13 protein-coding genes are annotated in these 14,885 nt (G+C 46.4%); 8 read left to right on the top strand and 5 right to left on the bottom strand.

The features are described 5' to 3' along the window. Positions 1 to 2,540 (bottom strand): ESPR-type extended signal peptide-containing protein (locus YWE_RS0116270; protein ID WP_029095500.1); only part of this gene is annotated, 2,540 nt, incomplete at its 3' end. Positions 2,541 to 3,337: 797 nt separating this feature from the next. On the opposite strand from YWE_RS0116270, the gene folD reads away from it, so the two are divergent. Further along, complete coding sequence (gene folD, locus YWE_RS0116275) at positions 3,338 to 4,198, top strand: bifunctional methylenetetrahydrofolate dehydrogenase/methenyltetrahydrofolate cyclohydrolase FolD (RefSeq protein ID WP_029095501.1); 861 nt, start codon at positions 3,338 to 3,340, stop codon at positions 4,196 to 4,198. Between the two features lie 80 nt (positions 4,199 to 4,278). Here folD and cysS read toward each other — a convergent pair whose 3' ends face one another. Then, positions 4,279 to 5,670, bottom strand: a complete 1,392-nt coding sequence (gene cysS, locus YWE_RS0116280) for a cysteine--tRNA ligase (RefSeq protein ID WP_029095502.1) — start codon at positions 5,668 to 5,670, stop codon at positions 4,279 to 4,281. Positions 5,671 to 5,797: 127 nt separating this feature from the next. Beyond that, positions 5,798 to 6,241, bottom strand: coding sequence for a RidA family protein (locus YWE_RS0116285; RefSeq protein WP_051323388.1), 444 nt, complete (start codon positions 6,239 to 6,241; stop codon positions 5,798 to 5,800). Positions 6,242 to 6,313: 72 nt separating this feature from the next. Here YWE_RS0116285 and YWE_RS27575 point away from each other — a divergent pair, with 72 nt between their 5' ends. The 5 genes from YWE_RS27575 (at position 6,314) to purK (ending at position 10,192) form a co-directional block, all read left to right on the top strand. After that, a complete protein-coding gene (locus YWE_RS27575; protein ID WP_051323389.1) occupies positions 6,314 to 6,850 on the top strand; it encodes an IclR family transcriptional regulator in 537 nt (178 codons plus the stop codon). A 287-nt stretch (positions 6,851 to 7,137) separates the two neighbouring features. Beyond that, complete coding sequence (ppiB, locus tag YWE_RS0116295) at positions 7,138 to 7,632, top strand: peptidylprolyl isomerase B (RefSeq protein WP_029095504.1); 495 nt, start codon at positions 7,138 to 7,140, stop codon at positions 7,630 to 7,632. Between the two features lie 17 nt (positions 7,633 to 7,649). Beyond that, on the top strand, positions 7,650 to 8,375 hold the full coding sequence (locus tag YWE_RS0116300) for a UDP-2,3-diacylglucosamine diphosphatase (protein WP_029095505.1): 726 nt from the start codon (positions 7,650 to 7,652) through the stop codon (positions 8,373 to 8,375). A 243-nt stretch (positions 8,376 to 8,618) separates the two neighbouring features. Beyond that, a complete protein-coding gene (gene purE / locus YWE_RS0116305) occupies positions 8,619 to 9,128 on the top strand; it encodes a 5-(carboxyamino)imidazole ribonucleotide mutase (protein ID WP_029095506.1) in 510 nt (169 codons plus the stop codon). Next, a complete protein-coding gene (gene purK / locus YWE_RS0116310) occupies positions 9,125 to 10,192 on the top strand; it encodes a 5-(carboxyamino)imidazole ribonucleotide synthase (protein ID WP_029095507.1) in 1,068 nt (355 codons plus the stop codon). The genes purE and purK overlap by 4 nt, the downstream gene beginning before the upstream one ends. Before the next feature lie 120 nt (positions 10,193 to 10,312). On the opposite strand, the gene ybbP is transcribed toward purK, so the two are convergent. Next, positions 10,313 to 12,748: a putative ABC transporter permease subunit YbbP gene (gene ybbP, locus YWE_RS0116315; RefSeq protein WP_029095508.1), complete on the bottom strand. Its 2,436-nt coding sequence runs from the start codon at positions 12,746 to 12,748 to the stop codon at positions 10,313 to 10,315. Further along, positions 12,745 to 13,431 (bottom strand): putative ABC transporter ATP-binding protein YbbA, encoded by a 687-nt coding sequence (gene ybbA / locus YWE_RS0116320; protein ID WP_029095509.1) that lies wholly within the window; start codon positions 13,429 to 13,431, stop codon positions 12,745 to 12,747. The genes ybbP and ybbA overlap by 4 nt, the downstream gene beginning before the upstream one ends. Between ybbA and tesA the strand changes: the two genes are divergently transcribed. Further along, positions 13,402 to 14,052, top strand: coding sequence for a multifunctional acyl-CoA thioesterase I/protease I/lysophospholipase L1 (tesA, locus tag YWE_RS0116325; RefSeq protein ID WP_029095510.1), 651 nt, complete (start codon positions 13,402 to 13,404; stop codon positions 14,050 to 14,052). The two genes, ybbA and tesA, sit on opposite strands and share 30 nt — an antisense overlap. Positions 14,053 to 14,078: 26 nt before the next feature. Then, positions 14,079 to 14,855: an SDR family oxidoreductase gene (locus YWE_RS0116330; protein ID WP_029095511.1), complete on the top strand. Its 777-nt coding sequence runs from the start codon at positions 14,079 to 14,081 to the stop codon at positions 14,853 to 14,855. Positions 14,856 to 14,885 lie beyond the last annotated feature (30 nt).

The raw sequence follows: 14,885 nt of genomic DNA on the forward strand, positions 1-14,885 counted from the left end.
GCTAAATTGCGGGCAATATAGCCGACAACGCCGTTAAGCGATGAGTTAAGATTAGCCCCGGCGGTCAGCGAGGTGGCTTTTTTCTCCGCCTCGGTCATTATCTTTTCGGCACCGGTCAGGTCATGGCCCTGGCCGTCGGCGATACCAGCAATCGCCCCTTCACCGGAGAGTTTTATGCTGGCGGTACTGCCAATATTACCGGTAGCGCCGCCTTCAATCAGGAAGCCGGTGGCGTTTTTGCCGTTCACATTGACCGTCATACCGCCCGAATCAACGCGGGTACCGGTACCGGTCGCCACAATAACCGTGGAGTTATCGCCGGAGGCCGACATGGTCGAAGTAGAAGCAGAAGAACCGGTAAAGGCTGCCCCGCCGTCAAGGCGCATTAGCGTAGAATTTTTAGTGGTAACGTCTTGGGTACCGGTACTGGTGTTATTTATTTTAGAGCCGGCACCGTAAACAAAGTAACCGATCTGGTTCTCGCCGTCAGAGAAGTTGACCTGACCGTTACCGGATAAGCCAATGGTGCCCTGTCCGCGGGCATGAACGCCAATGGCGCCGTCACCTTTTAGCTTAACGCTGCCGGAAATATTAACCAGTGAATTTAATCCTTCAGACCACGCACCATAGTTACGCAGCCCGGTAGACGGATCGGCACCGCCGGTAATATTAATATCACCACTGGACTCAACCTGGCCACCAGATAAACTTTTAATGCCGATGGCATTAATTCCCTGAATATCAATCAGGCCGGTATTTTTTATTCCCCGGGCGCTGTTCAGGGCATAGATACCGTAGTTCTCTTTAGGGATAAAGGTGCCATTATCCCCATTGCTCAGGAGGGTAATCGTCCCGCTGTTGGTGACATTATGCATTGAGCCCGCAGTCACATGTATGCCTGCAGAGCCCTCAACCTTGGTACCTAATACAATGTTACCCTGATTATTCACTATCCCTGACGTACCATTGATACGAATAGCAGAAGAGCCAGCCGTAACATAAACATCACTACCGTCCGCTGCTCGACCAATGTTCATTACACCGCTGGCGCTATTGGTAAAGTTACCGTCAGTGTTAACAATAACACCATATACCACCCCGACGACCGGCCGTCCCTTATTGCCTTCGGTAATCCCGATGTTCATGGCACCATTATTTATAGCGCTAGATCTGCCCGTTGAGTTTATACCTATTGAACCACCGTTCCCGCCTGGCGTAGGACTTGAAAATGATGGAGATACATTTAATGTACCGTTATTGGTAAATAAACTGTTTAAACCTGATAAGTAGACACCGTTGCCAACAACGCCGGTACTAACCAGCCCCGTCGTTAGTGAACCGTTATTAATAAAATGAGAACCTGATAATACGCTAGCGGCATACATGGTTGTTTCAATTTCACCATCGTTAATTCCGCTACCCCCATTGGTTAATCGGAATAAACTGGTATCTGGATTGAATGTGCCTCGAATATCACCGGTAATTCGACCTGTTTCAGCAAGGCGCACCGTTGCTTTATCACCATTAGCCATAAATACAGCGGTGACATTAGCCGGCAGAGCAAGCATAGGATCCGCCCCGGCAGGTACTCTATTAATCGTATAGCTACTGGATACGGTGGTATAAGCTTTAGCCAACTCGGCATCATAGCGTGATGACTCAAGATCACCCGTCTGCATTTTGCCAATGAGCCAATTATTATAGGCCGAGAGCTCACTGAGTGAACTCACCGTGATTGTGCTGCCGTTAAATGAGGTAAAGCTACCGGTATAAGTGGTCTTATTAGCGCTTGCCACTTGAGTTGGCGTGGTTGCGTAATCAATTTCCGTATAAATATTAATCAGATTTGTTGAGTGCCAGTTGGCGCTAGCCGCCTTATTAGACGCGGTACTGTCTACATAAATTAATTGGCTGTCCCTATGAGCCGCACCAATATTCAGCCCATCGGCATAAATATCGGCCGTACCGGATTCTACGGTTACCAACCGGCTCTGATAATAAGCGTTTACAGGCCCGAGTCTAGCGACTGCATAACCACCATTTTTATAGCCGCTTTCAAACTCCTGCATTCCGCCAGAGTTATAAACTGCAACGACCTTAGTCGCATGAGTAATAGTATCGATAACCGTAATATTTTGGCTCTTTGCCCCCAAGACCATCTGGATCTCATCGGCGGGCAATAGCGGTGCGTTAATATATCCGCCGTTAATCAATTGGTTGATGGTGCTATAACCAATAGAACTGCCGTTTGCACTGGCATAAGTCTTTGGTCCATTAACATGATAAGTTTGTCCATCTGAAATGGTTACCGAACCTACACCACGATTATTATTAGAGAATGACCAGGCTGAGTCTAAATTACAAATAAACGTTGAGGAACTACAATCACTTGCTAGTACAGATGTAGACATAACGGTTGTTAATGCTACGGCAGCTAACGCTTTAGAAGTAGCGCTTTTTATTTTTCCACGCCCTAACTCAGAAGTAACAACCCACACACCTAACGCGTTGTTCCAAATAATTCGATAGATTTTATTCACAGATACAATTCCCTATGTTCAAGTCCAAAAATCGATAGGAATCTACTTATGGACTGTTTAAAACCACACGAAGGGAATTATCATCCATAAACAAAATCGTCCTATATACATCGACAATAGTAGATCACTATCGATTTTTTAATAAATTGTTAATAACGATCGATTTATATCTTTTGATAACAATAATCTATCAAAAGATACCTATCGATCGTCAAATGCAATGTAAAAGAATTCTATCATAAGAGAGGATTTAATCAAAACAACACAAAAAATAAACATAACAAATTGAATAATAACATAAATACAAAAAAATAATGACACTAACGCATTTAAAGATACACCATGCAAAAAGAGTTGATACAAAATAATACCAATGCGTTACTTATATAATAGTCAATAAATTACTCACATTAAACGCCTAATATCAATATTAAAATATAATTTTCAATCAATCTTCGACATGAAGTAATAAATATTAATTACGAATAATGATAAATATAGTTACGCCAGTTATTAACTAAAAGTATTGATATTAAAAATAGGCATTGCATTCAAATTAAGCCAAAAAGCAAAGTTTGATTTACCTACACGGTATATTAATAAAGCATTCTGAATGAGAAGATAATCACAATGTAAACCTGGTAACCGGTAAGCTAACGGCACAACGATCGGCGATAATCCCCTGATTTCATACTCAAATCCCCTGTTTACTGACTTTCTCACAACTTATCCCTGACAGAACCCTCCGCTTCTGCCAGAATATGTACCCCGTGGTTAAAAAGTGGATCTATTCTCAGATGTCAGCAAAGATTATTGATGGTAAAGCGATTGCCCAGCAGCTTAGAACTGAAATTGCCGCCAGCGTTCAACAGCGCATTCAGGCAGGTAAACGAGCTCCGGGTTTAGCCGTTATTTTAGTTGGTGAAAATCCCGCATCTCAAATTTACGTCAGCAGCAAGCGTCGCGCATGTGAAGAAGTTGGTTTCTTGTCGCGCTCGTTTAACCTGGATGCGTCCGCGACTGAGAAAGAGCTACTTGAATTAATCGACTCACTCAATAACGATCCGTTAATTGACGGAATTCTGGTTCAGCTCCCTCTGCCAGAGAGCTTCGATAAGATTAAAGTACTTGAACGTATTTCTCCGGAGAAAGACGTCGACGGGTTCCACCCCTATAATATAGGTCGCCTGTGCCAACGCACGCCAAAGCTACGTCCTTGTACTCCGCGCGGCATTATTACTATGCTGGAGCGCTGTGAGATTAATACTTACGGCTTAGATGCATTAGTCATTGGCGCATCCAATATCGTCGGTCGCCCGATGGGACTGGAGCTCTTACTCGCAGGATGTACGACTACAATTACTCACCGTTTTACTCAAAATCTGGAAGACAAAGTTCGCCGCGCCGATTTAGTGGTCGCCGCTATTGGTCGCCCTGGTTTTGTTCACGGTGACTGGATCAAGCCGGGAGCCGTCGTTATTGATGTGGGTATTAACCGTTTAGAAAGCGGTAAAGTAGTGGGTGACGTTGAGTTTAATATAGCAGCAGAGCGCGCCAGCTGGATTACTCCGGTGCCGGGCGGCGTTGGTCCAATGACCGTCGCAACCCTGATCCAGAATACTTTACAGGCCTGTGAGCTTTACCACGACCCAATGTAATTGTTTATTCCGGCAGGCAATAAAAAAGGCGCTTTAGCGCCTTTTTTATGACTATAAGATTATGACTACGAGAACAATACTTACTGAGTCCGACGCCAGGTTGTTCCGCCTGGGCCATCTTCCAGCACGATACCCATTTCGTTCAACCTATCGCGAGCTTCATCAGCCAGCGCCCAGTTTTTAGACTGTCGGGCATCATTACGCTGTTTAATCAGCGCTTCTATTTCAGCCACTTCGTCATCGCCGTCACTTTGTGCAGAACCTTGCAGAAAAGCTTCTGGTTGCTGCTCAAGCAGGCCTAAAACACCGGCTAAACGACGTAATTCTGCGGCAAGTTGGTTAGCAGCATTCAGGTCTTCAGCCTTCAGGCGGTTAACGTCCCGAGCCATGTCGAACAGTACTGAGTATGCTTCCGGCGTATTAAAATCATCATCCATTGCTTCACGGAAACGCGATTCAAATTCAGAATTGCCGGTCGCTTCAACGGCCTCATCAGTACCACGCAGTGCAGTATAAAACCGTTCCAGAGCCGTTCTGGCCTGTTTAAGATTCTCTTCGCTATAGTTCAGTTGGCTACGGTAATGACCGGACATCAAAAAATAACGGACGGTTTCAGCATCGTAATACTTGAGCACATCGCGAATAGTGAAAAAGTTATTCAGCGACTTAGACATCTTTTCACGGTCAATCATGACCATGCCGGAGTGCATCCAGTAATTAACGTATGGCCCATCGTGAGCACAGCTTGATTGAGCAATCTCATTTTCATGATGAGGGAACATCAAATCGGATCCGCCGCCGTGAATATCAAAATGTTCGCCTAACTGCTTGCAGTTCATGGCAGAACATTCGATATGCCAACCAGGGCGGCCAGGCCCCCACGGAGATTCCCAGGAAGGTTCGCCGGGTTTAGACATTTTCCACAGCACGAAATCCATTGGATTGCGCTTCACGTCAGCAACTTCAACCCGAGCACCGGCCTGTAGCTGATCTAAATCCTGACGAGACAGCAGGCCATAGTCAGGATCGGTTTCGACCGAAAACATCACATCACCGTTATCTGCTACATAAGCATGGCCGCGTTTTAGCAGCAATTGAACGATATCAATAATTTCCGGAATATGGTGCGTAGCTCGCGGCTCAAGGTCCGGGCGGGCAATATTCAGCGCATCAAAATCAGCATGCATCTCAGCCAGCATTCGCTCGGTCAGACTTTCGCAACTTTCATTATTTTCCGTAGCCCGACGAATGATTTTATCGTCGACATCGGTCACATTGCGCACATACGTTAGGTTGTAGCCCGAAAACCGCAGATAGCGGGAAATAACATCAAAGGCAACAAAAGTACGGCCATGCCCGATATGACATAAGTCATAAATAGTTACCCCGCACACATACATGCCCACTTTGTCAGCATGAATGGGTTTAAATTCCTCTTTTTGTCTGCTCAGGGTATTAAAAATCTTTAGCATCGGAAGCCTATGACCGTTTGATTGTTGATTGGGTAAGATGGAAGGATATATTGAAACCTGATTGTCAGGGCATTGCAAGAGGAACCCCATGATTCATGAGGTATATATCATTCAATCAGGTAATAAATTACCGTTTAACCGCAATACCTTCAATTTCAATCAACCCGTCCATGGGTATGTTACCCACTTGTAACGCTGTACGTGCAGGTGGTGCACCGTTAAAAAAAGTCACATATACCTGATTCATTTTGGCGTAATCATCGATATTCTTCAGGTAGATATTAATCTTGACTAAATGATCCAGTGAAGAACCTCCCGCTGCCAGTACGGTCTGGAGATTTTTCATTGCCTGACGCGTCTGAGCTTCGATATCCCCTTCGATTTTGCCGCTAGCCGGATCCAGAGCAAGCTGGCCAGAAGTAAAAATCAGGCCATTAGCCTCAATAGCCGGAGAGAATAATTTTGATGGTTTTGCCCCTTCAGGCGTAATCACATTTCGTTGCGCCGCTTGGCTCACGCCTGCTGAAAATAGAGTCGCCGCAATAATAAAAAACCAACCCGTTTTACGCATAATTAAAAAAGCTCCCTATAAATAAAGGTTAAGTCGATTCATAAGTATCTGGTCTCGCTGTGCCGCTGCGATATGATTTATCAGGATCCTGAAACCAACCTTTATTCCCTTGGTAATAAGCTATCGGTTCTCGGCTCAGCGGCAGATAAGCAAAACGGTTTGCTCACTACGATAAATAATGCGCTATGCCAACTGAGGGATAAGCTCAACATTTCGACCGGATTGGCCATTCAGAAAGGGGATGGACTGAGTTTAATCAGATATAACCGTAGTAATAAAAATATTGAAATCGACTATCGGGATAATACCCCGCTTCCGTTGATCAACAGTGCAGCAGGTAAGGTATTTTTAACCTTCACAGAGAATCATCGCGATAAATATTCATTAGATTTAGATGAACAACAGAGTATCAGGCAACAGGGGTACTCAATACGGCTGAGTGAAACCAAAGGAATTCCCGGCTATCGGGCCATTGCTTGCCCGATATTAACTCAGGATTCCCGGCTGATCGGCGCAGCGGTTATTATGGGATTACTGCCTGACTCGAAACAAGAGTTACACCAGTTAGCACAACAACTGATATCTACAATACAAGATCTTAAGCTATAACCGTTGCTTAAAAATAAAATACCGCTGCCATATAAAACAGTCGGCGGTTATTAGGCTATCAGCTTATCCACAGTAACCATATGATAATTAATAATATTATATAAAAATAACCATAAAACCTCTCAACAAATTCAATTTTATGGTTTAATTGCCATGCTAAAAATAAAAAATTAGAGCAAAATGCCAAAATTGCAGGCTTAAATATCATAAACCAAGGGATGCAGGCTAAGCCGCCTTAATATACAATTAGCACCTAATTTATTTATCACTTACTTCTAGGATGTTTAATGATCACTCTTCATACCAATCATGGCGATATTGTTATCAAACTTTTTGCTGATAAAGCACCTGCAACCGTAGCTAACTTTGTAGACTACTGCCGTAGTGGTTTTTATGACGGCACGATTTTTCACCGCGTAATCAAAGGATTTATGATCCAAGGCGGTGGCTTTGTTTCAGGCATGGATCAAAAAGCAACCAAAGACACCATTAAAAACGAAGCCAACAATGGCTTAAAAAACACCCGTGGTACTTTAGCCATGGCACGGACTTCAGCGCCGCATTCTGCAACTGCCCAGTTCTTCATTAACGTTGCTAATAACGACTTTTTGAATTTCCGCGCTGAAAATGCTGACGGTTGGGGATACTGTGTATTCGCTGAAGTCGTAGAAGGCATGGACGTCGTTGACTCCATTGAAAGCGCTAAAACCAGCCGCAGCGGCATGCACCAAGATGTACCGGTAGAAGACGTGATCATTAATAGCGTCACTATCAGCGAATAAGGATTACTCCCTCAGTAATGACGACGCTATTTATCGCCGATCTCCATCTCAGTGAACATGAACCGGCAATCACTGCCGGTTTTCTGGATTTTCTGCAACGCGAGGCAATACACGCTGATGCGCTGTATATACTCGGCGATTTATTTGAAGCCTGGATTGGCGATGACGATCCCAATCCACTTCATACTCAGGTTGCACAAGCCTTAGCTGAACTTCACTCACATAACGTACCCTGCTACTTTATTCACGGTAATCGAGATTTTTTACTCGGCAAACGCTTTGCCAAAAAATGTAAAATGACCTTATTGCCGGAGCAACTGGTTATCAATGTATACGGTGAATCAGTTCTTATCCTGCATGGCGATACGCTTTGTACCGATGACCCCGGTTATCTGCGCTTTCGTCAATATATGCATAACCCGATAATTCAGGCTATCTATCTGGCATTGCCGCTTTTTGTTCGCCAGAAAATTGCCTCTAAGCTGCGCAATGAAAGCACCATGACTAATCGAACTAAATCCTCAGTCATGATGGACGTTAACCCTCTGGCGGTGATCGCCAAGCTGAAAGAAAACCACGTGTATAAAATTATTCACGGGCATACCCACCGCCCGGCGATCCACGATATGACCATTAAAGGACGGCTGTCCCAGCGGGTTGTATTAGGGGCGTGGCATGAAAATGGCTCAGTGCTAAGAATTAAGCCAAACAACAGTCTCGAACTGGCAACCTTCCCGCTTTAACATTGCCAATAGGCATTATTTTTTGATTGCACAATACACGGTGTTATTTCCGTCTTTGCCGAAATAATTTCGCTTATGCCGCTTACGCAATCGTTTCCCTTACTATAAAGCCATGCTATTCTCTCTGCCCTCAGATTATGAATGACGGATGCTACGGATTAATCTTAAATAGACTAACCTATGGCATAATGTCCGTTATTAGGTTTCGACTACCGCCTGCACCAACACAGGAGCATCACACCTATGCCAGCCAACGCTGCCAAGGCAAAAATTGCTATTGTTATGGGATCCAAAAGTGACTGGGCTACCATGCAATTCGCTGCTGAAATATTAATATCGCTCAATATCCCGTTTCATACTGAAGTGGTTTCTGCCCACCGCACCCCGGACAAATTATTCAGCTTCGCCGAACAGGCTAAGGCGAACGGATTTGACGTGATTATTGCCGGGGCTGGCGGTGCCGCACATTTACCCGGTATGTTGGCTGCCAAAACGCTGGTTCCGGTATTGGGTGTTCCCGTTCAAAGTGCAGCGCTCAGCGGCGTAGATAGCTTATATTCCATCGTTCAGATGCCCCGAGGCATTCCCGTAGGTACTTTAGCTATTGGTAAAGCCGGTGCGGCTAATGCTGCCCTTTTGGCTGCACAAATATTAGCCCTGCACGATGAAAGCATTCACTCCCGACTGGCTGAATGGCGTCAGGCCCAGACCGACGATGTTTTGAATAACCCCGATCCTAGGGAGCCGGCATGAAGCCTGTTTGCGTATTAGGTAATGGCCAACTAGGGCGTATGTTACGTCAGGCCGGAGAACCTTTAGGTATCACCGTTTATCCGGTAGGTCTTGATGCCGAACCCGAAGCGGTTCCTTATCAACATGCGGTAATTACTGCAGAAATTGAACGCTGGCCAGAAACAGCCCTTACCCAAGTGTTATCTCGCCATACCGGCTTCGTTAATCGTGATATCTTCCCCAAGTTGGCTGACCGCCTTAGTCAAAAGCAGTTATTAGATCGATTAAATCTGGCAACGTCTCCGTGGCAATTATTAGCGTCGGCAGACCAATGGCCGGATATTTTTACCCGACTTGGCACATTAGCCATCGTTAAACGTCGGGTGGGTGGCTATGACGGTCGCGGGCAATGGCGTATTCGCCCTGACGAACAACAACAGTTACCTGCCGAGGTATACGGCGAATGTATTGTTGAACAGGGAATTAATTTTGACGGCGAAGTTTCGCTCATTGGTGCCCGTAACCAGAGCGGAAAATGCGTTTTTTATCCGCTGACCCACAACCTGCATGAAGAGGGTATTCTTCGCACCAGCGTTGCCCTGCCGGTTGTGGACACCCACCTTCAGCAACAGGCTGAAGCTATGCTTTCGGCTATTTTGCACGACCTGAACTATGTCGGCGTTATGGCGATGGAGTGTTTTATCGTAGGCGATGGATTACTCATTAATGAGCTGGCTCCGCGGGTTCATAACAGCGGTCACTGGACGCAAAATGGTGCATCAATCAGCCAGTTTGAACTTCACCTACGGGCTATTTTAGATTTACCCATGCCGCAGCCGGATGTATCAACACCGTCAGTGATGATTAATCTGATTGGCACCGAAGTGAACGATCAATGGCTATCTCTGCCACTGGTTCATTTGCACTGGTACGATAAAGAGGTGCATCAGGGCCGTAAGGTCGGGCACCTGAACCTGAATCATCCTCAGGCTGAAATATTAAAAGAGAATCTACAAAAAATTAAACCGATGCTGGGCGAGGTTTATACTTCAGGAATTGAGTGGGCGATACAGAAGCTGGCTTAGTGAGTTGATGTCACTATTTTACTGAACTATCCAAAACTATCAAAACTATCAAAACTATCAAATAATGGCACTTTAACCACCATCCCGACAGCGGTCAGGATGGTGGTTAAACAACGAAAACTACTCCTGATAGCGTCGGTATAACGCCTGCCCTTTTAACAGACTAACGCCTAACCAGCCTCCGCATAATGATAAGAGCGCCGCGCTGATAACCGGCAACAGTATCCACATCATATAGTTTGGCTGCCATGGAAATTCAAAGACCTTGTACTGTAGCCACCACAGCGAAATTTCAGCCCCCAGCGCAGCGGTAACACCGGCAGCCAGTCCGAGTAAAGCAAACTCACTCCATAACGTATTACGCAATAAACGTTTACCCGCTCCTAATGTGCGATAAACCACCAGTTCTTGACGTCGTTGACGCATCCCCACCTGAACCTGAGCGAATAACAACAGCGTACCGCAAGCGATCACCAGAGCGACCATGGCTTCCAGAGCCCGGCCTACCTGCTGAAATACCGTTGTAATTTGCTTAAGGATATTACCGATATCCATCAGGCTTAAGGTCGGGAATTGACGGTTAAGCTGTACCAGCACGACACCATTTTCTTGATAACGGAAACTGGTCAGGTAAGTCTGTGGTAAATTATCTAATCCCCCCTCAGGGAAAATAAAGTAGAAGTTAGGCTTCAGACTTTCCCAGTCAACCCTTCGCAGGCTAGAAATCGTCGCCTCAAATCGTTGGGTATCGCCGGTAAACGCCAGCGTATCGCCAATACTGACACCCAATCGCTCAGCCAGTCCCTGATCGATAGAAACTTCACCGGCTTTCGGCGGCCAGACTCCGGCAGTCACTTCATTGGGAGAGGCTTTTTCGCCAGACAGCCACGTCAGGTTAAGCTCACGGTTAACCGCTTCACCGGCGGGATCGTTCTCTTTCACCCGTTCTGTCGCCTGTTGCTGATTAATCTCAGTTAAACGCACCCGAATAATCGGATAAAACTCACCCGGCTTAATGTGGTGTTCGTCAAAAAAATTCTGTAAATCAGGCAACTGCTGTTTGGTTATATTCATCACGAAATAATTCGGACTATCCGGCGGTATCTGCTGTTGCCAGCGTGATAGCAGTTCCCCGCGCAGTACAAACAGGAGTGCCAGCAACATAAAAGAGAAGGAAAAAGCTGACAGTTGGCTGGTCGTAATCCAAGGCTGACGGAGTAGCCGGTTCACCGCTAACCGCAACGCCAGACTTTTTAAGGTCACCCGACGTAACAGCAGCAAGCTGCACCAGCCCAGAGCACCTAACAGTAGCGCCAGCGCTAAAATACCCAGTAATGCGCCCCACCACATACTATTAAAACCGACTAAAGCCGTGAGCAGACATAGCACAACCAACAGCATGGCAGGCAAATACACTTTTAACGGCCAAACGTCTGAAATAGTGTCTTTACGCAATACCCGTAAAGGGCGAGTTGCCAGCAACTGTTTATACGGTCGCAGGCCAACCATAAGCGAAATAAAGACTAAGGCACCAATACTCCAGAACCATGGCCAAAGACCCGGCTGAGGCATTACTTTCGGTAATATGGGTGATAGTAAAATCAGCAAAACTCTTTCAAACAACAAGCCTAAGCTACAGCCGGCCAACGCCGCCAGCGTCAAAACAGAGAGCCATTGACCAATGATTAGCTTGCGTAACGATTTTCGCCCTGCCCCTAAGGTTTTAAGCACGGCAATTAAGTTATACCGACTGCGACAATAGTGACTCATCGAGACAGCAACGGCGGCCACTGACAGCAACAGCGTCAAAATAGCGGACAATAGCAGGAAGTTTTGTGCCCGCTCCAGTGATTTACCGACGGCGGTACCCGATTGTTCAGCACCAAACCAGCGCTGATCGGGGCTTAGCTTGCCGGCCAAAAAATCCCCATAGCGCGTTAAGTTTTGTTCGCTACCACTAAATAAATAACGGTAGGTTAACCGGCTGCCCGGTTGAACTGCACCGGTCTTATCGATATCGGCATAGTTAATTAAAATACGTGGCGCTGTCTGAAACGGATGGAACCCGGCATCCGGTTCTTGAACCACTTCACCGGCAATACGAAAAGTGCCATCACCCACGTCAATGCTATCGCCGACTTTTGTATTCATCAGCGCCAGCAATCGCGGATCAACCAGTACCGTTCCTGCCTCGGGTTTGATATTAGCCGGAGCCGTTTCAAGCGAGCCATAAAGAGGGTAATTCAGATCTACCGCTTTGATAGCCGACAACAGCGGCACATCATTAGCGTATGCCATGGTCATAAAAGAGAGCTGACGACTCAATGTCAGTTGGTCTTTCTCTGCTTGTTGCAGCCACTCTTCCGCTACAGGACGGCTGGATGTGAGTACTCTATCGGCAGAGATAAAATCACGACTTTGCTGACTGAGGGCCTGTTCCATTCGATCGCTGATATTGCCCAGCGCCAGCACGCAGGCAACCGCCAGCGTTAACGATAGCCAAACGATCAATAACGACGGAGATCGCCACTCCCGCCAGAACCAATTCCAAATCATGATTCCTCCCGCAGCTTACCGTCGACTAAACGTAAACGCCGCTGGCAGCGGGCCGCCAGAGTTTCATCATGGGTGACTAAAACCAGCGTAGTGGCAAAATCCCGATTAAGTGAAAACAACAAATCGGCAATTTTAACGCCGGTCTGACGATCGAGATTGCCGGTAGGCTCATCAGCAAAAAGAATTTTAGGGCGACCAATAAAAGCACGCGCAATAGCAACGCGCTGCTGTTCACCGCCGGATAGCTGGGCGGGTAAATGCCCCACCCTCTGACCTAATCCCAACTGTTGTAATAGCTGAAGGGCCTGTTCCTGGCTACTACGTTCGTTATCACCGCGCAGCAACGCCGGAAGCTGAACGTTTTCCAGTGCGGTTAAGGTAGGGACTAACATAAATGATTGAAATACGAAGCCAACATTTTTAGCCCGCAGCGCGGCTCTGGCTTCTTCATCCATAGTAGGTAATGACTGGCCTAATAGTTTTACATCGCCGTTACTACCATCATCCAGTCCGGCTAAAATTCCTAACAGGGTAGATTTTCCTGAGCCCGATTCGCCAATTAGTGCTATTGTTTCAGCTGATTTGACAACTAACTCAACTCCGGTAAGGATGTCTAGCTTATGCTCCCCTTCACCAACAAATTTATTCAAATGATGAACTTCAAGAACATTTTCTTCAGGCATATCCCGATCCTTCTATTACTCGGATTGTCATCTATGCGCATCGCGGCGGCAGATACGCTATTAATTCTGGGCGATAGTTTAAGCGCAGGCTATCAGCTTCCCATTCAACAGGCCTGGGCGACTCAACTGTCAGAGCGCTGGAAGAATACCCCCGGAGCCCCACAGATAATCAATGCCAGCATCAGTGGAGACACTGCGGCACAAGGTCTTGATCGTTTACCTGAATTGCTTAAAAATCATCAGCCCCACTGGGTTTTAATCGAAATGGGTGCTAATGACGGACTGCGCGGATTCCCGCCTGCTGATATAGAACGGGACCTTTCACAGATTATCACATTGGTGAAACAAGCCAAGGCACAGCCGCTGCTGATGCAAATACGCATCACCCCTAATTATGGCCGTCGTTACACCGAATCATTTGCTGCTATTTATCCTAAATTAGCAGAACAGTATCAGGTTCCTCTCCTGCCTTTTTTTATGGAAAAGGTGGTTATAAAACCAGAGTGGATGCAGCCTGACGGCCTGCACCCCACTGCCGATGTCCAACCGTTTATCGCTGATTTTATGGAGCAAACTCTTGCGCCTTATGTCGGTCTTACACCGGCAAAACAGGCCAAATAAACTGCCCCAACGGAGAATGTAAAGTTATGCAAAAGGCGATTTTAATTACCGGTTGTTCCAGCGGTATCGGCTTAGTGATTGCAACGGATCTAAAGCAGCGTGGCTACCGCGTAATAGCAACCTGCCGTAAACCTGCAGATATAGAAACTTTGCAGCAAAAAGGATTTGAAGTTGTTAAGCTTGATTTAGACGACAGTGACAGCATTAAACAGGCAGCGGAAGACGTTCTCGCGCTGACCGGGGGCAAGCTGTATGCGCTATTTAATAACGGCGGATTCGGCATTTACGGCCGTTTAAATACCATTACCCGCCGGCAGTTCGAACAACAGTTTTCAACTAATCTGTTCGGGGCACATGAGCTTACCCAGCATCTTCTTCCGGCCATGATTGCGCAAGGTGAAGGTCGAATTATTCAAACAAGCTCAGTAATGGGCATTATTTCTACTCCGGGCCGCGGCCTTTATGCCGCCAGTAAGTATGCCTTAGAAGCCTGGTCAGACGCCTTGCGTTTAGAGCTTCATGGTACCGGCATTCAGGTCAGCCTGATTGAGCCCGGTCCTATCAGCACCTCATTTAGCCAAAATGTTAATCAAACGCAGGTCGATAGCCCGATTCATAACCCTCCGGTAGCCAAGCGCTTTACGCTTCCGCCTGAGGTACTGATTCCGGTTCTCCACCATGCTTTAGAAAACCCGCGGGCTAAAATTCGTTATCGGGTGACCATGGTGACTAAGCTCATGGCAATCTGTAAACGCCTGCTTCCTGACCGCTGTATGGATATGATTTTAAGAGATAAAGGCTAATAGCGCTTGAAGCCTAAAGATATGCCCTCA

The sequence above is a fragment of the Budvicia aquatica DSM 5075 = ATCC 35567 genome, assembly GCF_000427805.1.
Classification (GTDB): Bacteria; Pseudomonadota; Gammaproteobacteria; order Enterobacterales; family Enterobacteriaceae; genus Budvicia; species Budvicia aquatica.

Excerpts from the sequence above, each read along its gene's own strand:
- tesA (WP_029095510.1), top strand. The coding sequence starts at position 13,402 with ATGAACTTCAAGAACATTTTCTTCAGGCATATCCCGATCCTTCTATTA.
- YWE_RS0116300 (WP_029095505.1), top strand. The coding sequence starts at position 7,650 with ATGACGACGCTATTTATCGCCGATCTCCATCTCAGTGAACATGAACCG.
- ybbP (WP_029095508.1), bottom strand. The coding sequence starts at position 12,748 with ATGATTTGGAATTGGTTCTGGCGGGAGTGGCGATCTCCGTCGTTATTG.
- cysS (WP_029095502.1), bottom strand. The coding sequence starts at position 5,670 with ATGCTAAAGATTTTTAATACCCTGAGCAGACAAAAAGAGGAATTTAAA.
- YWE_RS27575 (WP_051323389.1), top strand. The coding sequence starts at position 6,314 with ATGATTTATCAGGATCCTGAAACCAACCTTTATTCCCTTGGTAATAAG.
- ppiB (WP_029095504.1), top strand. The coding sequence starts at position 7,138 with ATGATCACTCTTCATACCAATCATGGCGATATTGTTATCAAACTTTTT.
- purE (WP_029095506.1), top strand. The coding sequence starts at position 8,619 with ATGCCAGCCAACGCTGCCAAGGCAAAAATTGCTATTGTTATGGGATCC.
- ybbA (WP_029095509.1), bottom strand. The coding sequence starts at position 13,431 with ATGCCTGAAGAAAATGTTCTTGAAGTTCATCATTTGAATAAATTTGTT.
- purK (WP_029095507.1), top strand. The coding sequence starts at position 9,125 with ATGAAGCCTGTTTGCGTATTAGGTAATGGCCAACTAGGGCGTATGTTA.
- YWE_RS0116330 (WP_029095511.1), top strand. The coding sequence starts at position 14,079 with ATGCAAAAGGCGATTTTAATTACCGGTTGTTCCAGCGGTATCGGCTTA.
- YWE_RS0116285 (WP_051323388.1), bottom strand. The coding sequence starts at position 6,241 with ATGCGTAAAACGGGTTGGTTTTTTATTATTGCGGCGACTCTATTTTCA.
- folD (WP_029095501.1), top strand. The coding sequence starts at position 3,338 with ATGTCAGCAAAGATTATTGATGGTAAAGCGATTGCCCAGCAGCTTAGA.